The sequence below is a fragment of the Halioxenophilus aromaticivorans genome (assembly GCF_042850945.1).
Lineage (GTDB): Bacteria > Pseudomonadota > Gammaproteobacteria > Pseudomonadales > Cellvibrionaceae > Halioxenophilus > Halioxenophilus aromaticivorans.
In genome coordinates, this window is record NZ_AP031496.1 from 5,848,453 (window position 1) to 5,869,642 (window position 21,190).

Consider the following 21,190-nt stretch of genomic DNA (forward strand, 5'->3'; position numbering starts at 1 on the left):
GCAAACTAAGATCAGCCTGTCTGAATTAATCCTATAAATACCATAAGCACAGGAAACCACATGGCTTCTGATACACACAGCGCCCCATCTGCTATGAACAGCGGGCCAAGCTCCCTTCCCTTTGATCAATACGTGCAAAAGCTACGCACCCTGGTAGACGACAATCCCATGTCGAAAATCCAACTACTTGTCGTGGCCATTTGCTTCGTACTCAATATGCTCGATGGTATGGACGTTGTTTTGATGTCCTACGCCGCACCGGTATTGGCCGAGGACTGGGCTATCCCCGCCGCCGCCTTGGGTGCGGTATTCAGCTCCGCCTTGGTTGGCATGACCTTAGGTTGCCTGGCCATCGCCCCTTACGCCGATGTTATTGGCCGCCGCCGCATGATTTTACTGGCCATTTTTGTGATTGCCACGGGTATGTTGGTATCCGGCGTTTGCCAGAGTATTTGGCAGCTGGCCGCCGCCCGGGTGTACACCGGTTTGGGGGTAGGTGCGATTTTGGCCAGTATGGCCGCCATGACCAGTGAGTACGCCAACGATAAACAGCGCAACCTGTGCGTGGCCATTGTCCAGGCCGGCTACCCCATCGGCGCGGTACTCACCGGTTTTGCCTCCGCCGCCATTATGCCAGAGCACGGCTGGCGCCCCATGTTTATATGGGCCGGCGTTATCACCGGCGCTATGTTCCCCATCGTGTATTTTTTGATGCCCGAGTCGCTGGAGTTTTTGGCCAAAAAGCAGCCCCGCAATGGGCTTAAAAACCTCAATAAAACCCTGGTACGTATGGGTGCCGAGCAAATGGATGGCCTGCCAGAGAAACCCGCCGATATGCAAAAAACCAGCGTTAAAGCCCTGTTCGACGGCCCGCGCGGATTCTCTACTTTGATGCTGTGGTGCGGTGTGTTTCTAGGGTTCTTTACTCTGTATTTTGTCATCAGCTGGATTCCAAAAATTGCCGTGGACGCCGGCTTGCCGTTGGAGAAAGGCATCTTCGCAGGCACCGCCTATAACCTCGGCTCCTTTGCCGGCAGTATCTTCCTGGGTTGGATCTCCGCTCGCTACGGCCTGCAGAAAATGATTTGCCTGTTCTTCTTTATCGCCGCCGTGATGCTGATGGTGTTCGGCTCGGTAAGCATGAACGTGTTCTTTATTCTGTTGTGCGCTTTTGTCATTGGCATCACCTTAAATGGCGGCTTCAACGGCTTTTGGCCCACTGCGGCACGGCTGTACCCAACCGAAATCCGCGCCACCGGTGTGGGCTGGGCTGTGGGCGCCGGCCGCGCTGGTGCAGTGGCCGGGCCGTTAGTGGGCGGTTACTTACTGCAGTCTGGTGCCGGTTTATCAGTGACCTTTGCCGTGTTCGCCGTGCCCCTGGTATTGGCCGGCATAGCCGCACTGAATATTCGCTCCAGCGACTTTGCCTAGTAGATCAAATTTGCTCCGCAGACCTGCAATGGATTTTGTTTTGGCGATCGGAGCTACCTAACTTTAAAGGCGTCTGCGGGCCTTGGTACAAGACTGTATGCAGCAGGGATGCTGCATCCAAGCCCCCAAGGATGGGTTTACGGCGTGTCTTGTACCAAGGTTTGCAGATCCAGAGATCCAGCCAAAGGGTGCTCACCTCACCTAGGGCCTATTAACACTTATTCGGAGCCTCTGTTGAGTCAGGAAATAGTCCAATCTAGGCGCGAGCCGCGAAGTTTGGTGGGCCCAAATAAGCGGTGAGCAACAACGAGTGGGCTATTTCCTGGCTCAACCCGAAGGGCTGGGGCTGGGCGCCCCCGACCCGCTTCTTGTTCACCGTTGTTGCCAATCGCTCATGTAGGCCCACTACATTTCACTCTTGGCGCCTAGTTGAACGAGAAGCTACCCGGGGCGCGTAGCCTCCAGCAGTGGTGCCAAATTAGCGTTAACAGGCCCTTGGATGTTTAGCCCCGCAGCAAGCTTAATGCTGCTTCAATTGCGCGTTGCGCTCTCTCTAATGGTGGCACCCCTTGCTGGCGCAGGGCTTCGGTAGGCACTTCCAAACTTAGCGGCAAATCCGCCGGTAGGCACATCAACAATTGTTTTAGGTCCACATCCCCCTGGCCGGGAAAGCAGCGCTCGTTGCGCGCTTGGCGGATAATCTCGTCCATGTCGCTGGGGGGTGGGCCAGCGATGTCGCACAACTGGGCGTAGCGCATCCAGCCCGGTGGTATTTTGGCCACTTCGGTGATGGCGCTGTGCGAGCGATTGAGGTGAAACGGGTCGATCAGCATGCAAGCATTGTTATGACCTTGTTGCCGCACGGCTTGCACTATTCGCCGGGCCTGGGGCAGGTTAACCACCCCGGTCCAGGGCATAAATTCTAGGTGCGGGAACAAATTGTAAGTGAGCGATAACTCACATAATTTGGCAAAGTTGTCTATGGTGCGGGCTTCCGAGTCATCATTACCCGCCACCAGTACCGAATCCGCGCCCAGTTCTGCCCCCAGGGCGAGCACTTCTTCGTAGTCTTGGCGCACGTCGGTGTTGGGTTTTAAACGCAGAATCTCGATATCGATGACCCGCAGGCCGGTATCGGCCAGGGCCTTCTTAGTTTGTTTTAGCCGCTGGGGTTGGCCCAACAGGGTTTGGTGTGGCTCGCCCTCGGCGGCGGGCAGTAAGCGGATGCCCACAGCATCGAACCCCGCCTGGGCTGCCACTCGGATTTGCTCCCAGGGCGGTAATTCCAGCACGGTGAGTGCCGCCAAAGATATTATGGGTTTACTGCTCACGGTTGGCCTCCGTTTGATCTGCCGCGTGGTTGCCGGCGACGTAGCCAAAGGTCATGGCCGGGCCTAGGTTGATGCCTCCGGCGGGGTAATGGCCGCCCATAATGCTGGCCATATCCGCACCGGCTGCGTAAAGCCCGGGGATCACTTGGCCTTGGTTGTCTAACACCTGGGCCTGGCCGTTGGTGGCAAGTCCAGCAAAGGTGCCAAAACTGCCCGGCACCACTTTTACGGCGTAAAACGGGCCCTGCTCTAGGGGTGCCACGCAGGGGTTGGGCTGATGGGATGGGTCGCCATTTTTGCGGTTGTAGGGGCTGTTGCCACGGCCAAAGGCCGGGTCTTCCCCGTTGCGAGCGTGCTGGTTGTATTCGGCCACGGTTTGCTCCAAGCCCTGGGCATCTATGCCGCATTGCTGGGCCAATTCGGCCAGGGTATCACCGGCTTTTAAATAGCCGCGTTTAATCCAGTGGCGCAAGGGCAGTGGGAATGGCCGGGTAATGCCCAAACCGTAGCGGCGCTGAAAGGCGTGGCTACACACCAACCAACTGCACACTTCCTGGCCCTCGGGCACCTGCTGCACAAAGGCATCCACGTAGTCGAAGTAACCATCGGCCTCGTTCACAAAGCGCTTACCATTGGCCAGCACACCAATAACGCCGGGTTTGGCGCGATCAATAATATGGGGGAAATGGCCTGTGCTGCCATCGGCAAAGGGCACCAGGGATACCGGTGCCCAGGCCGCAGCGGAGTAAACATCGGTATCGACTTTTGCACCGATGGCCTCGGCGATATTGAGCCCGCCTCCGCTGCAAGAAGCCGGAGGCAGGGGCCAGTGCTCTGTGCCGGTTGGGGTGCGTTTAAACAGGGCTTGGCGGCGGCTGACATCGGCGGGGAAGCCACCGGCAGCCAGAACCACACCGCAGCGAGCCTCAATATTCATGCTGCCCTGGGCGGTTGTGGCTTGCACACCGGTGACTCGCCCATCTTGGCGGTGTAATTGTGTGGCCGGAGCATCGGTATAACAGGTAACACCCAGCTCAAAGGCCGATTGTGCCAAGCGGCCCACCAAGGCCACGCCATTGCACAATTGCATGGCTCGGCGGTAGCGCAGCATATCCCAGCCATGGCGGGTAAGCCTGAGCGCTGCGTGGGTAAAATCTTTTAGGTTTCGGGTGCTGTTTAAAAACGCCCACAGATCTGGCCCGGCTTGAATCGGCATACCCCAAAAAGATGTCTCTCGCATGGTGGTGCGCAGCTTGGCAATATCAGCGCCGAGGGCCCTGCCATCCATAGGTTTAGCGATAAGTGAGCGCCCACCAACGCCAGCGCCGGGGGTTTGGTAATGGATGTCGGCGATGCCATTGCCGTGGTCAAATTGTAGATGGGTGTTGTGGTGAAAGAACTCCGCCATCATCGGCGCTTGGTTGAGGAAGGCATCAATACGCTCGGCATTAAAGCGTGGGCCGAGTTCGTGCTCTAGGTAGCTTCTAACCGTGGCTAGGTCTTCGTTAATGCCGTCGGCCTTGGCCAAAAAGTTGCGCGGCACCCACATCCAGCCACCCGACCAAGCCGTGGCGCCGCCGAGGGTGGTGTCTTTTTCCAGTAAGACTACGTTTAAGCCGCGGTGGGCGGCGGCGACGGCAGCGGCCAAACCCGCGGCGCCGGAGCCCACTACAATTAAATCGGTGCTCAGGTGTTGCATACAGCGTAGCTCCCTGTTTTGCTGCATTTAAAACCAAAAAACCCGCGGTCATGATGGCCACATAAGGCGCCACCACAAACCGCGGGAAAGGTCAGTTCAGAGACTAAATCAGAGACTAAAAACGAACCGTGAAGCTAGCACCCATGTAGCGATCGTGATCGCGTGCAACGGTGTGCATGGCACCACCACCCTGGGTAGAAGACACAGAGCGCAAGCTACTGTTGTAGTCTTCGTCGAACAGGTTCTTAACGAACATGCTGAGTGTCCAGGTATCATCCGGGGAGGATACGTCGAACACCAGGCTGCTCAGGGCGAAAGGATCCCGCGGCTGGTTCTCACCAAACCCGTAGTAAGTTTTGCTGGTGTAGGTGTAAGTCCAGAACAAGCCAGCTGGGTAGTTGCCGATGTCGAAGGCGTAATCCAGGCTTAGGTTGTACTTCAGCTCTGGTGCCAGCAGCACCAAGGTGCCATCGGCGCTTTCGCCACCCACGGTTACGTCTGGATCGTCGATGACCGCTTTACCAGAACTAAAACCACCGTTGACGGTAAGCGCATCGGTTGCCGCCCAGGTGAAGTTACCTTCAATACCCGAGGTGTTCACATCACCAGCCACCAAGCGACCCACAGCGCGCGCGCCACCACCCGTGGCAGAGCCATCGGTATGGAGGCCTTCGATGTCGGTATCGTAGTAGGTTAAGTCGAAGCGCCAGGCATCGAAGCTACCTTTCAAACCAATCTCAAAGCCTTCACTTTCTTCAGGCTGAGTTGGCGCGTCTTGGATATCGCCAATTTCATCAAAGATGAAGATATCGGCGTTTACCGCTGGCGACTTGTAGCCAGTACCGTAGGAGGCGTACAGCATCATGTCTGGGCTGATGTCGTACTGGCCACCGATTTTGTAGATAACAGCGGTATCGGAATAGTCGTAATCAAATTCCAACGCGCCCTGGCCACCTTGGCTACCATAACCATTAACAGCATCCAGCGCGGCGCCGGACTGCTGCACGCGGGTTTGCGAGCGGTAGTCTGCTGTGGTGGCATCACCGGTAATGGCGGTCAAACGAGACAGCGCATCGGCATCGCCCAAGTCAGCGGCGTCTGCTAATTCATCCAGGTAGGGTACGCTTTCGATCAAACGCAAAAACGAGAAGTGGTTGCCGTAAGGGCCCACGGCGTTGCGCATTTTCCAGGTGGAGTTTTCGTCGATGTAACGCGCACCACCAAACAGCGTGAACTCCTCGGTAACGTGGTAGTTCAGGTGGCCATACACCGAGATATTTTCGGTCTCAACTGAGGTGATGGTGTCACCGTATTTGTAGCAAGAGGCATCGGCACAGGTTACCGCACCGGTTAAACGATCGATGTTGGTAATGGGGTTGTCGGCAATGCCGCCGCCGTTGCGGTTCCACTTACCGGCAATGGTCAAATCCCGCTCAACCAACTGCTTGCCGTAGTACAAACCGGCAATGTAATCGAAGTGTTCACCCATAGGTGAAGTGATGCGCAATTCCTGGGAAAAGGTCTCGTTAAATTCCAAACTGTTGTTGGTGCCCAGAGTGCCATCGGCGTTGGTCATAAAGCCTAGGGAGTTGTAGGAGATCTCGCCCAGTTGCGCACGCGCTGCGGCAATTTCTGCGGCGCTGGCGGTTTCACCGAAGGCGGTGGTACCCATCATCCAAGCCACTTCTTGTGGGTTTAAGCCACTTAATTGCGCGTAGGAGGAATCACGGTCACGGCTGGTGTAGGAGTCCCACTCACGATAGGCGGTGATAGAGGTTAGGGTGAATTCGTTATCGAATTCGTAGTTAGCTTCCACCGATAGGCCCCAGTTACGCTGTTCGTTCAGCTGGGTTACATCGGTTTTGATATCTGAGCCAAACTGGTCAGCGGATACACCCAACCACTCCGGGGTAGTGACTGCGTAGCCGTTAACGGGGTCGTAATCGCCGGTTTCCAGGTTGAAACGGGCGTTGGCGCTGCCCTGGCCGCCATCGGTGGCGTGGGGTGCCATAGCACAGCAGTTGGAGTCTTTCTCGGAGTAATCACCGGTAAACAACATGGACAGCTTATCGCTAGGCTCCCACAGCACTTTACCGCGCAGACCTTGGGCATCGATGCCGTTTTCATCGGTGCCATCAAATAAGTTTTTCGCCACGCCTTCAGCTTGACGATCAAATACAAATAGGCGGTAGGCCAGCTCATCGGACAATGGGCCGGTTAACGACAGCTCGTAACCGCTCTCGTTGTTCTCTGCCATGGTGGCTTTAAAGCGGCCTTCAAACTCAGTCATATTAGGCTTTTTGGTGCGAATGCTCACCACACCGGCAGAAGAGTTTTTACCAAACAAGGTACCCTGCGGGCCGGCCAGTACTTCTACTTGCTCAATATCGCCTAGGGTATCAAAGGCGTTACCGATACGAGTCAGTACAACGCCATCCACAACGGTAGAAACCGAAGGTTCTACACCGATACTGAAAGAACGAGTACCAATACCGCGAATGGAAAAGTTAAATAAACGCGCTTCATCGGCGGAGTCGAAGTTCAGTGTTGGCGCCAACAATGCGATGTCTGAGGCGTCAACCATGGACATTTTATCGATGGTGTCACCACCTACGGTGGATACTTGAACGGGAACGTCTTGCATGCTTTGTTCACGTTTTTGAGCGGTAACGACCACTTCTTCAAGGGTGGCAGCAGTTGCGGTAGTTACGGCGGCACTGAGTAAACATGCTGAAGCGGGTGCGAATGCTTTTCTCCAATGATTCATTGAAAGAAATCCTCTTTTATATATGTAGGTATTATTTTTATTCCACAGTGCTTATGTATGTGGCGAGTTAGGTGTACTCCCAGGTCACACCAACCACATTAGAAGGCACTGTAAACCTGGACGCTATTCGAACAAAACGGCGTATCGCTTGAAAATACTTTATGGTTGCTGGTGTATAACTCTCGGTTATCTGCTTGCAAATTGCAGCTGGCGCGCTTATCTGTGGATTTAAAGTAATCGTTTTCATTACCACAAACCCGAGGCATTTCAGCGTTATTTGAGCCTACACAGCATTTGCCCTGCCGTGGATTAATTCCTACTAAAGAACGAGGAATAAAGTGCTATTAATTCCCACTGTGCTGCCATGGCACAGAATATAGGAAGAGAACACAGGTTATTTTCGATGACCACCTGCGTAATCGATCCTTATTCCGGACCAATCTATGGAATCTCATATACAGGTTTAAAGCTCTGGGTTGACTTTTGTTATTAAACAGAGGTAGCGAGTATCTTCCTTTCAATCATCTCGATCCAATCACAATTGGCCATTCACTATCATCCGTTTACTGGCATCAAATGACTTATATAACTGCAGAAGAATTAATAAATGATGGTGGCAGTTTATAAACGGACGGTGGTGGTGGTGGTGGTGGTGGTGGTCAATACTCTATTGCCGAACACGGCTAAGTTTCTGCCAACCAAACATTAAAAATAAGGACACAGTTTATGTATCGCTAAAATATTTTTATCACTACCCAAAATAGCTTTTTAAATTGATTACGATCAAAAAAATACCCTGGTTTGAATTGGAAAGAACACAACGAGCACATCACTAAATTGGATAAAAGTATTCATTGGATTTAAAAACCACACATTGACGGCTACTTATTTTACTTGAGAAAACCGCAAGTCGCCGCTTTGCCATTATCATCAAATCGCCGAATAAATCTCTAGGCGATCAGTCAATGGCTAATAGAAATGACCTTTCCCCTAAGTTAATACCACTCCCTCGATGAGATATTTGCCTTATGCTGCCTGTGCCGCGTAGGCTACTGGCGTCATGTAATTTAATGAGCTGTGCGGCCGCTCATGGTTATAGTGCGCACGCCATTGATCTATTTCGTAGCGGGCTTCCTCTATTGTTCGGAACCAGTGCTGATTCAGACAGGTGTCTCTAAACTTGCCATTTAGGCTTTCGACGAAGGCGTTTTGCGTTGGCTTGCCAGGCTGAATAAAGTTGAGTTTGACCTGATTTTCTTTACTCCAGAAGAACATGGCTTTGCTGGTGTATTCAGTACCGTTGTCACAAGTGATACTTTCAGGCTTACCACGGGTCTCGATTAGTTGATCTAAGAAACGGGCTACGCGATTTCCACTAATAGAAAACTCTGCCAGCTGTCCGACCAGTTCGCGACTGTAGTCATCAACTACATTTAGTATTCGGAAACGTCTACCATTACTCAGTTGATCTGATACAAAATCCATAGACCAGCGCTCGTTGATTTGCTTAGGTAAGTCCATCACAGGCACAGGGCGCGTGAGCTTTTTACGCTTTTTTGTACGAACCTGCAGTCCTTCCTCTGTGTAAACACGGTAGGTTCGCTTCTTGTTAGTCACCAACCCTTCGGCTTTCAGTAACCCGTGTAGCAAGAGGTAGCCATACCGACTGTATTGTGCTGCTAGCTCTTTCAATCGCTTCCGAAGAACATCGTCGTCGTAGCCCTTAGCCCGATAGCGATAGCCTGTTCGGCTAATACCAGAAAGCCAGCAAGCACGGCGCTCGCTCAAGCCAAACGTTTCGACCAGATAACTGGCGACAGGCTTACGTTCAGCCGGCTTTACCACTTTTTTGACAAGACATCCTTCATGGCCTCCACTTCAAGTAGCTTTTCTGCAAGAAGCTTCTTCAACCTGGCGTTCTCCGCCTCCATATCCTTCATGCGCTTAGCTTCATTGACTTCCATGCCAGCATACTTGGACCGCCAGTTGTAGAAAGTACCTTCAGATATCCCCAGCTCGCGACAAATATCAGGCACTTTGGTACCCGCTTCATGCTGTTTGATCGCTTTGATGATTTGCTCTTCGGTGTATCGTTTCTTCATAGTAATGAGATCCCCTTGGGAGTAGATTAACTGGAAATCTCATCAACGTCATGGTTCTATTTTTCGGGGAAAGGTCAGAAAGTAACCAATACATAGGCTTCTCGATTTTTCGAACTTATCACCTTGGCATAGGGCGGCGAGTCAATATGGTGCAATTTAAGTAGCGGCCAGCGCATAGCACCAAAACCGGTCAATTAACGCAGAGCATAACGAACGTTACAGATAAAACTGTAAGTTTAAGGTTGTGAAGGACAGGTCGCCTTGCGGCGCGTGAATCAACAAGGTAGGATTGGTTAAGATTTTACATTTGCTTTTATTTTTACTATGCAAGTTCTCCGATGTAATGAGATACGCACCATCACTCCTCTCACAATTCTCCACCCAAAAGCCCTAGCGCCTAGTTGTGCCAAGGAAAATCAGGCCATTGAAACAGGGGATTACCGTGGTTGATAAAAGCTGGATGCTCAATGCGTCTGCCATCCGTGCAGCAAAGCAATGCGTTAGCGTCGTTAAAGACGAAATGGGCATAAAATTACTTTTATCTAACCCAGAGTTTTATTTTTTATTGCAAGAATACGTCGACCTGACGCAATCGCAACGGTTAGCTGAAGCGTTTAAAAAATTACAGCAGTACGCCGATCCAAACATCGCCAAGGCCGCCCAAAGAAGGCAGGCGAAAGACGACAACGTTTCTGGAGAATCCGTTACCGTATCCGGTAAAACCTATGCGCGCTTTCGCGGCAGCAAAGAGTTCTCAGGCCTGTACCGCGGCCAGCCGGTGTACCGTTAATTTAAGTAACTTAACCTAATCAAATTTTTCGCTGGTTTCGGCGCTGCCTTGTTTCCAATAGCCCGAGGCCTTAAACCATTTTTTATTGTGCTGACGCTCATCCAGCAAATAACGGCGCAGTTGTTTGACCATGCCGGATTCGCCGGCCAACCAAATAAACGTATCCTCGGTTAATTGAATATCCGCCAGTTCTCTCTGAATTTGGTCGGCCTCAGACCCGGCACTTTGCCTTACGATCCAGCGGCAGTCTCGGGCTAGGCGCTGTTTCTCTGCTGCACTGGAAACCACAACCAAACTCGTGGCCTGGGCCGAGGGTGCCAACTCCTCCAAGCGGCGAGCAATGGCCGGCAGGGCGGATTCATCGCCAATCAACAACCAGCGTTGCACAGCATCGGATACCACTTGGCTACCGCGTGGCCCACCAATCTGCAAGCTATCGCCCACCTGGGCCTGCTTCGCCCATTGGGTGGCCGGGCCGGCATCGTGTACCACAAAATCGATGGTTAATTCGTTTCGCTCGGCGTCATAGTGGCGTGGGGTGTAATCGCGTTTACCGAGCGCTTCACCGGCCTCATCCACCAAAAAGAGTTTAATATGATCGTCTGGCGAAGCACTGGTAAAGCCGTGCAAGTCATCACCGGTGAGCACCAACCGAATCATGCTCGGGGTCAATGCGATGCGCTGGCATACCGTTAGGTTGCGCAGGCGCAGCTCGTGGCGCACGCGCCGTACTAATTCAGTACCGTCATCGGTAACAGGGGTGTAAGTTGTCATAGAAGGGCGCCTCCATTGGCGTTCTTTGGTTTTCTCAATATAATTGACACTGTCAACCAAATAGTGGTTGATACTATCAACTATGTCAAGAGGATTTTGCCGTGCCCCTGTCTCATTTGGCCATTGAGCGAATCGCCGCTGTGTTTCACGGCTATAAAACCCATATCTCCCAGGAGTTTGCCGCCGCCGGGGTTCAAGGCCCGCCAATACAGTTGCGCGTGCTGCGCTTAATACAACAATTGTCGCCCTGTACTGGGCAAATGCTGGCCACAGAGATGAAACGTGATAAGGCCCAGATAACCCGGCTGCTGCAAGAAATGAAAACCAACGGTTTGGTGCAACAGGTGCCTAACCCGGCGGATAAACGCAGCCAATTGCTGGAAATCACCGCCACCGGGCAACAAACCATGGTCACCATGATTGCCGCCGATGACCGTGTGCTGGCAAAGCTGTCAGCGCTGCTGACCGACGAAGAGAGCAAAAGCCTCATGGCAACATTGGAGAAATTAGACGATGCGTTAAACCGGTCGTCACTCGTCTAACCGAGGCCAGTCTTCGGCTACCAGTTAGGCCGAGGCGCCTCCATCACTACCAATAATTGCACGCTCTATGAATACCCGCTCCGCCGTTAAACAGGCCGCAATAGACGCCATCCCACTGTGCCTGCCCGCCATTCCCTTCGCCTTTGTCATTGGTTTGGCCATTCACAACGCCAATATGAACCCCGCTTTGGGCTGGTCTAGCTCGTGGATTATTTTCGGCGGTGCTGCCCAGCTTACGCTTATTACTTTGTTAGGCGCAGGTAGCGGGGTGCTGGCCGCCATAAGCGCGGCTTTGGTGGTGAATGCCCGGCACTTGATGTATTCGGCGGCCCTGGCGCCACACTTTCAGCATCAGCCGCGCTGGATGCAGTGGTTTGGCCCCTATGTGCTTATCGACCAGAGCTTTGCCTTGGCTATGCTGCGCGATAAAACACCGCCGGAGCAGTTTCGCGCCTATTACCTCACCGCCGGGTTTACCTTTTGGGGCATGTGGCAAATCACCACCGCCCTGGGTTTGATTTTAGGGCCAGTGGTGCCGGCCAGCTGGGAATTGCAGTTTGCGGTACCCATTTTGTTTTTAGCCATGGTTGTTATGGGCATAGACGGCCTGACCAAACTGGTGGCGGCCTTGGTGGGCGCCGGTGTAACGCTGCTGTGCATCGATCTGCCCAATAAAATGGGGCTGTTAGTGGGTGCCTTGTGCGGCATTATTGCTGGCAGCGTTTGCGAGAGGATTAAACCATGACTATTTTCTTGGCCATAGTTGTGGTGGGCTTGGGCACCTACGCCAGCCGCGCGGTATTTATTTTATTATTCGCCAACCGCAAGATCCCACACACCCTGCAAAGCGCTTTGCAGTACGTGGCACCGGCCACGCTGTCGGCATTGATTGTCACCGTGCTCGTGGATGACAACGGCCAATTCGCCGTTGGACTGGCGGAAATGACCGGGCTTGGGTTAGGCGCATTGGTGGCTTATTTTACCCGCAATCATTTGTACACCTTGGTGGTGGCCATGGGCAGCTTTCTTACCCTCAACGCGCTGTTGTAAATTTTATCCTGTTAGCATTCGCTAACGCGCTGCGGCTGTTCTCTTCTCTCAAATAAAGTAAATGTCTAGTCGGTGTACGCCTACTGGGCAACGACCCGCTGGTAGACGGCCAATTGGTGCTTATTCCTGGCCGTGCAGACAATTTTTATATCAAAAAATTATCGTTAATAGATTAATTATAAAGAAAAGTAACGATTCCACTGGCATTTTTTCCAACCATGTATACTTTTAAAGTAACAACACGCATTACTTATATTCTTTTGCACTGTTGTGGATAACGAGTGCCCACCACTTTTATCGGGCATTGATAACGCACACGGATGTACCCGCACAGGCAAATAGTGGCTGTGCAAAAATAAAAATAGCACTTGGGTGTTTCGAATCCGCGTAACAGCAAGGATGCTGATTCAGGATAATAACTAACTAAGAAGTAAAAATTAGGAGTTTACGTTTGAAGATTTATCCTCCTCGCACGCTCGATACTCGGACGCGCGTATCTGCCTCAGCGAAAGTATTACAAAAATCCTTACTCGCTTTTTCTCTTGCATCCGCGACCACCGTCTACGCGGCCGACATTCCACTGTTTAGCAACAGCGGTCAATCGCTGGGCGATGCCTATAGCACCAAAGATTTCGCCATGGCGGATTTGGATGGCGACGGCGACTTAGATGTTATCGTCCACGCCGCCAACGCCGATAACGATTCGTCCTCTACTGTGTGGTTTAACGATGGCAGCGGTAACCTAATGTTACAGCAAACTTTGCCGCTAGAATCGTCTACCTCGGTTGCCGCTGGCGATTTGGATAACGACGGCGATATTGATGTTATTTTTGGTGGCAGCGATAGCGGCACGGTTTATTTAAATGACGGTACGGGTAATTTATCCGAAGCTTTTACAGTGCCAGGTTTGTACGGTGACTACATAACGCTAGGTGATATTGACGCCGATGGCGACTTGGACGCATTGTTTTACTACGACAATGAAGACGAAGATTCCTTTTTTGCATTTAATGACGGCACCGGAAATTTTACCGAAATCGACAGAGCCACAAGTGGCACATCTTATACCCAACTGCTCGATTACAATAATGACGGGTATCTGGACATAGTACAAAAAGCACGAGTAAGACAGAGCGACGGCCCTAATTCTTTTGACTTAACATTTAGTTTTAATGGTAATGTCTCTGCCTTCTTTGTAGATTTTGATAACCAAAACGGCCTAGATCTGGCCGTAACCGATCATTCAACTCTTTTCTTTATCTATCCTAATACAGGCTCTGGAGGATTACCGGAAACTGAAGAGGAGTTGATTATTTCTGACGCTCTGCCAGAGTTCCAGCGCTACCACGCTGTTGATTTCAACAGCGACGGCTTTAACGATGTTATTTTTCTAAACGACTCTCAAGTATCCTATTTAGAAAACGACCAAGGCACCGGTTTCTTACCGTTAACCGAAGACGTTATCACCACTAACAATGCTACCCGTTGGGCCCTGGGCGATTTAAATGGCGATGGCATTGTCGATCTAGTGATCAACGGTACCGAAGGTACAAACGAAGTTTGGTTTGGTAATAATATTAATCCAAAAGACACCGACGAGGACGGAATTTTGGATGAAGCGGACAACTGCCCGGCGGTAGCCAACCCAGAGCAAGACGACTTTGACGCCGATGGTTTGGGTGACGCCTGTGATGCCGACGACGACGGCGACAACGTCAGCGACACCTTGGACAACTGCCCCTTCACCGCCAACCAAGATCAGCTCGATCTCGACGGTGACGGTTACGGCGATGCCTGTGACAACGATCCGGACGGCGACGGTGTGGCCGAAGGCGATAACTGCCCGTTAATCCCCAACGATGACCAATTGGACACCGACGGCGATTTACTGGGCGATGCCTGTGATAGCGACGACGACGGCGATAGCTTTGCCGATGACGTTGATAACTGCCCAGCCGTTGCCAACGATGATCAATTCGACTTTGATGGCGATGGTATTGGCGACGCCTGTGACGCCGACCTGGACGGCGACGGCACCGAAAACGTGGTCGATAACTGCCCATTAATCGTTAACAGCAGCCAGGACGACAGCGATGGCGATGCCTTTGGTGATGCCTGTGATAACGACGATGACAACGACGGTATCGAAGATGAATTTGATAACTGCCGTTTAATCGTTAATGCCGACCAAGCCGACCTGGATGGCGATTTGATTGGCGATGCCTGCGACAACGAAAACGACGGTGACGGCGTAAGCGATGACGTAGACAACTGCCCACTGATTGGCAACAGCGATCAAAACGATTTTGATGGCGACGGCATCGGAGACGCCTGTGATACCGACATCGACGGCGACGGCGTTACCAACGCGGAAGATTCCTGTGAGCAATCCGACTTAAGCAGTGAAATCGACCCGGAAACCGGCTGTAGTGTAGAGCAGCGCTGCCCAGACTTTGCCCCACGTGGCCGCAATGATTTGTGGCGCAACCACGGCAAGTACATGGCCTGCTACGCACATATCACCAAGCGTTTTGAAAAGCACCACGTCATTAGCAAAGAACGCCGCAAGGAGTTCATGGAGCGCGCCGCAAAACGTATTGATTACTTCAAGAAACGTCGTCACGGACACCGCTAAGCGGTAACCCGTTGATGTTAAAGCGCCGGCATGCCGGCGCTTTTTTTTTGGCATTTATTTTGTCAATTTTATTAATCGAATAATAAGAATCCAAGAGAGTAACAAATCGCTCTAATCAGCTCTCATCTAAGCCCTCGCCAGCCCCAGACTTTTCACCTACCTTGATACATGAATCGGGATAATAGGTGTAATGAAAATAAGCACTCAATTTATCCTTTACTATGTTTGCCTAGCCTAAGACTATAAATTCATGGACTAATCGATATTAATAATTCCCCACGGTTTAGATCCAAGACGCATTTTTTATACTCGGCCTAATTCATAAACAACAAACAGCAACGTGGCAAATACGCTTTGCCCACGCAACCGGCGCTAAACTCTGTAAGGAGCCTGTATGACCAAACTCACCGTAAACGGCCAAGTCGTCGAGGCACAAGCCCCGGCTGATACACCCTTGCTGTACGTGCTACGCAATGAACTCGATGTTAAGAGCCCGCAGTTTGGTTGCGGTATGGCCCAGTGCGGCGCCTGCTCGGTGTTACTGGATGGCCAAGAGGTGCGCGCCTGCATTACCCCGCTTAGCGCCGTGGCCGGTAAAGAGGTCACTACCCTAGAGGGGTTACCCGCACGCTGGGCACAATCCACCCAAGCACAAGAAGACGAGTTACACCCCGTGCAGCAAGCCTGGATTGAACAACAGGTGCCACAATGCGGATTCTGCCAAAGCGGCATGATGATTAAATCGGTGGAGCTATTGGAACAAAACCCCACGCCCAGCGATGACGAGATTAAAGCAGCGCTCACCACCTCTGGCCCTTCACCGCACCTGTGCCGCTGCGGCAGCTACCAAGCCATATTAGAAGGCGTACAGCACGCTTCTGCGCTGATCAGCCAGAAGGAGTCGGAATCATGAGTGACAAAACCACAGTAACCGTACACGGCGCACAGCTCAGCCGACGCAAATTTCTGCGCGACAGCGGGGCACTGGTGGTGAGCTTAGGCCTGCTGCCAGGTTGCGGTAGCAGCAGCGACAACACTGCGGCTGAAACGCCAGCCACGGCTGAAACCGAAGATGCCAAACCGGGCACCACCCTGGATGCCTCTCAACCCACCTCCTGGGTGGAAATACTGGCGGATAACACCGTCACCATTCGCACCGGTAAGTGCGATTTTGGCCAGGGCTCTATTTACACCGCCTACCCACAAATCGTAGCCGAGGAACTTGGCGTTAGTTTTGATGCCATCACCCGCGTGGTCAGTGGTGACACCGACACCACCCCGGATGGCGGCGGCACCTTTGGTTTGTTGCGCACCAATGTATTAAACCTACGTAAAGCCGCAGCCTATACCCGCGAGGCCCTACTCACCGTGGCCGGCGAGCGCTTTGGCGTAGAATCATCTGCCTTGAGCATTAACGATGGCGTGATCACTGGCGGTGGCCAAAGCATCACACTGGGCGAACTGGTAAGCGGCCAGCAGTTAGAATTAACCATTCCGGTGTCCGGAGAGCTGATCAGTTTTAGCGGCCTGGTAGTCGCTGGCGACCCGCCATTGAAACCTGCCCGCGAGTACAAAATCGTCGGTCAATCTTTTGAAAACCCCATTATTGCGGAGAAAGTCAGCGCCAAAACCACCTGGGTTGGCAACGCTAAACTGCCTGGTATGGTGCATGGCCGTGTGGTTCTGCCCAAAACCTTGGGCTCTAAGTTAGTCAGTGCCGGTCGGCTTCCTAAAACCCGTTTCCCAACCGCGCAAACCGTTGTAGTAGGCAACTTTCTGGGCGTTGTGGCCGATACCGAATGGGAAGCCATTCAAGCCTCCCAAGCCGTGGCCAGCACCACTCAATGGAGCGACTGGCAGGGTTTACCGGGCTCCGAAGGCCTGTTTGATTACCTGCAAAACGATGCCGACTGGGATGCCGTGCCAGCCAATTTGGGCGGTAAAAATACTGGTGATGTGGCCAGCGCCAAGGCCGCCAATAGCATCAGTGGTAGCTATAAAGTACCGTTTCAAAAACACGCCCCCATTGGCCCAAGCTTGGCCTTGGCCGATGTGCAAACCGACGGCCGGGTAGAGGTACACACCCACACCCAAAATCCACAACAACTGCGCCGCCAAATTGGTTTGGTGCTGGGCACCAGTACCGATAACGTGGTGATTCGCACCTACCCAGGCCCCGGCCATTACGGCCGCTCTAACGGCGGCAACGCCGGCGCTGAGGACCAAGCCGTATTGTTGTCACAGGCGGTGGGTAAACCGGTGCGCCTGCAGTGGATGCGCCCGGAAGACATACAGTGGTCCACCCAGGCGTCGCCCAATTACGCCGAGGTCACCATCGGCCTGGACGACAACGGAAAAATACAATCCTACAAGGCTGACCACTACGGCCTACCCATGCAAGATGACCGCAATCTAGGGGCTTTATTGAGCGGCAAACCAACCATCCAGGGCCCAACTCCGGATAACCCCGAGCGGGTGCAAGGCATGGGCAACTTTATGGCCGATGGCTGGACCTACGGCGCGGTGCCTAACGTGTTGGAAACCGCCCACAGTACCTGGCAATTGGGCTTTCGCGAATCGGAACAAAACATTGGCCTGCGCAACCACAGCCTGCGCACACCCACACAATTCCAACAGAACTTCCCGCGCGAGGTCGCCATCTCTGAAGCGGCCACCGTCGCCGGTGTCGATACCCTGCAATTTAGAATCGACAACACCGACGACCGCCGGGTGAAACGCCTGCTCACCATTCTGCGCGATGAAAGCCAGTGGGACACACGGCCATCGCCGCAAGCCAATGCCAGCGCCAGTGGCGCAAGCGAACAAATAGGGCGCGGGGTATCGCTGATGTTTCGTGGCAACGGCTATTGGGCCTGTGCCTGCCGCATCGGCGTTGTGCCAGAAACCGGCAAGGTGCGCGTGCAGGAAATGGTTGTGGCTGTGGATACCGGCGTGGTGGTAAACCCAACCCAATTGAAACGCCAGGTACAAGCGGGCGCGTTAATGGGCGTTAGCCAAGCACTGCACGAGGAAGTCACCTTCGATACTGGTACCGTGACCAGCCGCGACTGGTTTAGCTACCCCATCTTAACCATGGCGGAAATGCCTAACTTAAAAGTGGTACTGGCGCCGGACCCAGAAACCGATATTTATGGCCAGGGTTCCGAAGGGGCCAATGCGCTGGTGCCATCGGCCATAGCCAGCGCGGTATTCGATGCCACCGGCAAGCAAATACGCCAAATACCGTTGAAGCCAGAGTACGTCAAAGCACAGCTAAACGCGTAATGGCAGCAATTTTTTATCGCGTATCGGAAAATACCCTGTAGTACCTGTTTCGTTTAATGCTGGCTGTAGAGCCGGCTTAAACGAAACAGGGTTTGATAATTTTGCAAGGATTGCTCAACGCAAAAAAAACCAACGTGCCAAGACAAAATTACAGTGACATCCAAGCTTTTATTGCCGTTGCGCGGGAAAAAAGTTTTACCAAAGCCGCGGCCAATTTAAGTGTTTCACAATCGGCGCTCAGCCACACCGTTCGTAATTTGGAATCCCGCCTAGGCATCCGCTTACTAACCCGCACCACCCGCAGCGTTTCTACCACCGAAGCCGGCCAGCGCCTTGTGGATATGCTGGTGCCCCGGTTTGAAGAAATCGATGCAGAAATCGCCGCCCTTGGCGAACTGCGTGACAAGCCCGCGGGTACGGTTCGGCTTTCGGCCAGCGACCACGCCGTAGACACCATATTGTGGCCCAAGCTCACGCCCATCATGCAAAACAATCCCGACATCATTATCGAATTTAATATCGATTACGGGTTAACGGACATTGTTAAGCAACGCATTGATGCCGGGGTACGCTTTGGCCGCAAGCTAGAAAAAGACATGATTGCCGTGCGCATTGGGCCGGATTTAAGCCGGGCGGTGGTGGCCTCACCAAAATATTTCGCCAATAAAAACAAACCGCTAACGCCACAGGAATTGGTAAACCATCATTGCATCAATATGCGCCTTCCTAGCTACGGTGGCTTGTTTGCCTGGCGGTTCCAAAAGGACGGCAACGAAATTACGGTTAACGTTAATGGACATATTATTGTTAATACCATGCCCAATGTTATGCGCTCGGCACTGGAGGGTCACGGCCTAGCCTATTTACCCGAAGACTGTGTGGAGCCGTATTTGCAATCCGGCGAGTTGATTCAAGTATTGCAAGACTGGTGCCCCAAACTGCCCGGCTACCACCTGTACTACCCAGACCGACGCAACCCGTCACCGGCCTTTAGGATGGTGGTGGATGCGCTGAAGTATTCAGAGCCCGAATTTAAACCCAGGTTTAACCATTTTCGTTAATCTATTTACAAAATAGTCGTCCCTCAAGCCGAAATCCCTCTACAGCTTTGTTATCCTGTTCCGATAGAAAGAAAAACGAATAAAACAATTATTTGAGGGATCAAAATGTTACGCCTATTACCGCCCTGCCTTATAGCCTCAACCACCCTAGCCTTGGCCGCCTGTGGCGGTGGGGGCGGTAGCAACGGCAATAGTTCAAACGCTATTTCCAACAATAACCTTGGCAATAACGGTCCCGGCCTCAAAACCGGCCCAGAGATCGCCCAAGAAGTGGCGGTTGTATCCGGGTTGTTGGCGCAAACCGATGCTTTAGGCTCGGCCGGCACTCTGCCGTTAGGCTCGGCCGGGAAACCGGTACTGACTGCTTTTAACAAAGCACGCCAAAAAATCGATTTCCAGGCTACCTTGGACTGCGACGAGGGCGGCCAAACAAAGTTGATCAACGGCAGCGACGAATACCAATTCAGTTACTTTACCCCGCCATCCAACACCCGCGTTTCCTACTACAAAATGGATAACCAAGACTGTGTGTTTGTGTATTACGATGAGCCCAGCCTGAGCGACGCCAATGCAAGCTCGGTGGACGTTACCATCGCCTCTGACGGCAGCTTTGCCATTGGCAACAGCAACAGCCTTGGCCCAAATTATGGGTTTACCACCATGGGTGAAGAAAGCGGTGCTGAGTACTACCAAGAGGTCAGTGAAGTGTCTGCCATTGATGGCTCACCGGTATCCGATTCCACGGTGTACAGCCGCATGCGGTTAGAAACCGAGTCCGACGACGGTATTAACATCGCTCGGTTATGGCTGGAGATGGCCAGTTCCACAGAATTCTACAGCTCTGAGCTGGCCCACCTTTCTGGCCAACGGGATATCACCGCCGGTACGCCACAATTCCCCATGGAAATCATTCATAACGCAAACACCGGCACCATGACCATCGACGGTGATTATGAATACCGAGGTGAAGACTGCAGCGTCACCCGGGCAATAGAAACCACCCAGCCGTTATTGGTGAGCAACTTTACTATCAATGCGGCCAGTGGCGCGTTTATAGATGGCGAGGTTGTGATTAGCGATAGTGCCGATTCCGTGGTAGTGCAATTTAATGGCGATGGCTCGGCCACGGTAGAACTAACCAATGGCGATGTCATTGAAATAAGCGCAGAAGAATTAGGCGAAGCTCTTAGTAATCCGCCGGTGTGTGAGTTTTAGCTAGACGATCAAAGTGCCCTTTATTTAAGGGCTATTGTTTGCAAACAAAAACGGCGCGCTCAATTAAAGATTATTAAGCGCGCCGTTGGTGATGCAATTTAACTGCTAACTAAACCGCAGACATTGCCCTACCAAGCAACAGTCTAAGGGGTGGTAAATGCCACGGATTCTACGGTACCGTCGTTAAGCACGTTGACGGTAAGCACCTTGTCGTTGGCATCATTTTTTACCGTGTAAACAAAGGTCGAACCATTGCGGCTGGCCAACACAATGTTGTCATCGGTGATGGACTGCCAACTTCGGCCCAATTTTCCTGCCTCAAAGCCCATATCTTTAAAGGTCATTTGCTGAACGGTAATGGTTACCAAGTTTTTGGCAGAGCCCCGTTTAAGGCTTGTGGGCGGTGTTTTTTTGCCGTGGGCGCCTGCCGTTGCAGAAAACAGCGCTGCGACCAAAACCAGCGAAATAGTTGCGGTTTTCATACCTGTATCCTTTTCAATTAACTCGT

16 protein-coding genes are annotated in these 21,190 nt (G+C 52.5%); 10 read left to right on the forward strand and 6 right to left on the reverse strand.

The genetic code is table 11. The features are described from left to right. Positions 1 to 60: 60 nt before the first annotated feature. The gene (locus tag ACGHM3_RS24920; RefSeq protein ID WP_345420406.1) at positions 61 to 1,431 is read left to right on the forward strand and encodes an MFS transporter; all 1,371 of its coding nucleotides are present in this window, start codon (positions 61 to 63) and stop codon (positions 1,429 to 1,431) included. A gap of 503 nt (positions 1,432 to 1,934) precedes the next feature. Here the strand turns inward: ACGHM3_RS24920 and ACGHM3_RS24925 are convergent. The 4 genes from ACGHM3_RS24925 to ACGHM3_RS24940 all read right to left on the reverse strand — a co-directional run bounded on the left by ACGHM3_RS24925 (position 1,935) and on the right by ACGHM3_RS24940 (position 9,330). Next, positions 1,935 to 2,762, reverse strand: coding sequence for a sugar phosphate isomerase/epimerase (locus ACGHM3_RS24925; RefSeq protein WP_345420403.1), 828 nt, complete (start codon positions 2,760 to 2,762; stop codon positions 1,935 to 1,937). Next, the gene (locus ACGHM3_RS24930) at positions 2,752 to 4,461 is read right to left on the reverse strand and encodes an FAD-dependent oxidoreductase (protein ID WP_345420400.1); all 1,710 of its coding nucleotides are present in this window, start codon (positions 4,459 to 4,461) and stop codon (positions 2,752 to 2,754) included. Before ACGHM3_RS24930 ends, ACGHM3_RS24925 begins: the two co-directional genes overlap by 11 nt. A 115-nt stretch (positions 4,462 to 4,576) precedes the next feature. Continuing rightward, a complete protein-coding gene (locus ACGHM3_RS24935; RefSeq protein WP_345420397.1) occupies positions 4,577 to 7,228 on the reverse strand; it encodes a TonB-dependent receptor in 2,652 nt (883 codons plus the stop codon). A gap of 1,026 nt (positions 7,229 to 8,254) precedes the next feature. Beyond that, a protein-coding gene (locus ACGHM3_RS24940; RefSeq protein WP_390517440.1) for an IS3 family transposase occupies positions 8,255 to 9,330 on the reverse strand; the annotation gives its coding sequence in 2 pieces (ribosomal slippage) (positions 8,255 to 9,081 and positions 9,081 to 9,330; 1,077 coding nt in all). Between the two features lie 442 nt (positions 9,331 to 9,772). On the opposite strand from ACGHM3_RS24940, the gene ACGHM3_RS24945 reads away from it, so the two are divergent. Beyond that, a complete protein-coding gene (locus tag ACGHM3_RS24945) occupies positions 9,773 to 10,120 on the forward strand; it encodes a hypothetical protein (RefSeq protein WP_345426290.1) in 348 nt (115 codons plus the stop codon). 15 nt (positions 10,121 to 10,135) lie between these two features. Here ACGHM3_RS24945 and ACGHM3_RS24950 read toward each other — a convergent pair whose 3' ends face one another. After that, positions 10,136 to 10,894 carry a siderophore-interacting protein gene (locus tag ACGHM3_RS24950; protein WP_345426292.1) on the reverse strand — a complete coding sequence of 253 codons (759 nt, stop codon included), beginning with the start codon at positions 10,892 to 10,894 and terminating at the stop codon, positions 10,136 to 10,138. A gap of 101 nt (positions 10,895 to 10,995) precedes the next feature. Between ACGHM3_RS24950 and ACGHM3_RS24955 the strand changes: the two genes are divergently transcribed. The 8 genes from ACGHM3_RS24955 to ACGHM3_RS24990 all read left to right on the forward strand — a co-directional run bounded on the left by ACGHM3_RS24955 (position 10,996) and on the right by ACGHM3_RS24990 (position 20,682). After that, entirely contained in the window at positions 10,996 to 11,436 is a 441-nt protein-coding gene (locus ACGHM3_RS24955; RefSeq protein ID WP_345426294.1) for a MarR family winged helix-turn-helix transcriptional regulator, read from the forward strand. A 67-nt stretch (positions 11,437 to 11,503) separates the two neighbouring features. Further along, a complete protein-coding gene (locus ACGHM3_RS24960) occupies positions 11,504 to 12,181 on the forward strand; it encodes an AzlC family ABC transporter permease (RefSeq protein ID WP_345426296.1) in 678 nt (225 codons plus the stop codon). Beyond that, entirely contained in the window at positions 12,178 to 12,486 is a 309-nt protein-coding gene (locus ACGHM3_RS24965) for an AzlD domain-containing protein (protein WP_345426298.1), read from the forward strand. Before ACGHM3_RS24960 ends, ACGHM3_RS24965 begins: the two co-directional genes overlap by 4 nt. Before the next feature lie 451 nt (positions 12,487 to 12,937). After that, complete coding sequence (locus ACGHM3_RS24970; protein ID WP_345426300.1) at positions 12,938 to 15,121, forward strand: thrombospondin type 3 repeat-containing protein; 2,184 nt, start codon at positions 12,938 to 12,940, stop codon at positions 15,119 to 15,121. A 394-nt stretch (positions 15,122 to 15,515) separates the two neighbouring features. Further along, positions 15,516 to 16,034 carry a (2Fe-2S)-binding protein gene (locus ACGHM3_RS24975; protein ID WP_345426302.1) on the forward strand — a complete coding sequence of 173 codons (519 nt, stop codon included), beginning with the start codon at positions 15,516 to 15,518 and terminating at the stop codon, positions 16,032 to 16,034. After that, positions 16,031 to 18,406, forward strand: a complete 2,376-nt coding sequence (locus ACGHM3_RS24980) for a molybdopterin cofactor-binding domain-containing protein (RefSeq protein WP_345426304.1) — start codon at positions 16,031 to 16,033, stop codon at positions 18,404 to 18,406. The genes ACGHM3_RS24975 and ACGHM3_RS24980 overlap by 4 nt, the downstream gene beginning before the upstream one ends. 134 nt (positions 18,407 to 18,540) lie before the next feature. Further along, on the forward strand, positions 18,541 to 19,467 hold the full coding sequence (locus ACGHM3_RS24985; RefSeq protein ID WP_390517720.1) for a LysR family transcriptional regulator: 927 nt from the start codon (positions 18,541 to 18,543) through the stop codon (positions 19,465 to 19,467). Between the two features lie 105 nt (positions 19,468 to 19,572). Further along, positions 19,573 to 20,682 carry a hypothetical protein gene (locus tag ACGHM3_RS24990; protein ID WP_345426308.1) on the forward strand — a complete coding sequence of 370 codons (1,110 nt, stop codon included), beginning with the start codon at positions 19,573 to 19,575 and terminating at the stop codon, positions 20,680 to 20,682. 143 nt (positions 20,683 to 20,825) lie between these two features. On the opposite strand, the gene ACGHM3_RS24995 is transcribed toward ACGHM3_RS24990, so the two are convergent. Next, positions 20,826 to 21,164, reverse strand: a complete 339-nt coding sequence (locus tag ACGHM3_RS24995; RefSeq protein WP_345426310.1) for a DUF6488 family protein — start codon at positions 21,162 to 21,164, stop codon at positions 20,826 to 20,828. Positions 21,165 to 21,190: the final 26 nt, after the last annotated feature.

Excerpts from the sequence above, each read along its gene's own strand:
- ACGHM3_RS24920 (WP_345420406.1), top strand. The coding sequence starts at position 61 with ATGGCTTCTGATACACACAGCGCCCCATCTGCTATGAACAGCGGGCCA.
- ACGHM3_RS24930 (WP_345420400.1), bottom strand. The coding sequence starts at position 4,461 with ATGCAACACCTGAGCACCGATTTAATTGTAGTGGGCTCCGGCGCCGCG.
- ACGHM3_RS24935 (WP_345420397.1), bottom strand. The coding sequence starts at position 7,228 with ATGAATCATTGGAGAAAAGCATTCGCACCCGCTTCAGCATGTTTACTC.
- ACGHM3_RS24950 (WP_345426292.1), bottom strand. The coding sequence starts at position 10,894 with ATGACAACTTACACCCCTGTTACCGATGACGGTACTGAATTAGTACGG.
- ACGHM3_RS24960 (WP_345426296.1), top strand. The coding sequence starts at position 11,504 with ATGAATACCCGCTCCGCCGTTAAACAGGCCGCAATAGACGCCATCCCA.
- ACGHM3_RS24965 (WP_345426298.1), top strand. The coding sequence starts at position 12,178 with ATGACTATTTTCTTGGCCATAGTTGTGGTGGGCTTGGGCACCTACGCC.
- ACGHM3_RS24975 (WP_345426302.1), top strand. The coding sequence starts at position 15,516 with ATGACCAAACTCACCGTAAACGGCCAAGTCGTCGAGGCACAAGCCCCG.
- ACGHM3_RS24980 (WP_345426304.1), top strand. The coding sequence starts at position 16,031 with ATGAGTGACAAAACCACAGTAACCGTACACGGCGCACAGCTCAGCCGA.
- ACGHM3_RS24990 (WP_345426308.1), top strand. The coding sequence starts at position 19,573 with ATGTTACGCCTATTACCGCCCTGCCTTATAGCCTCAACCACCCTAGCC.
- ACGHM3_RS24995 (WP_345426310.1), bottom strand. The coding sequence starts at position 21,164 with ATGAAAACCGCAACTATTTCGCTGGTTTTGGTCGCAGCGCTGTTTTCT.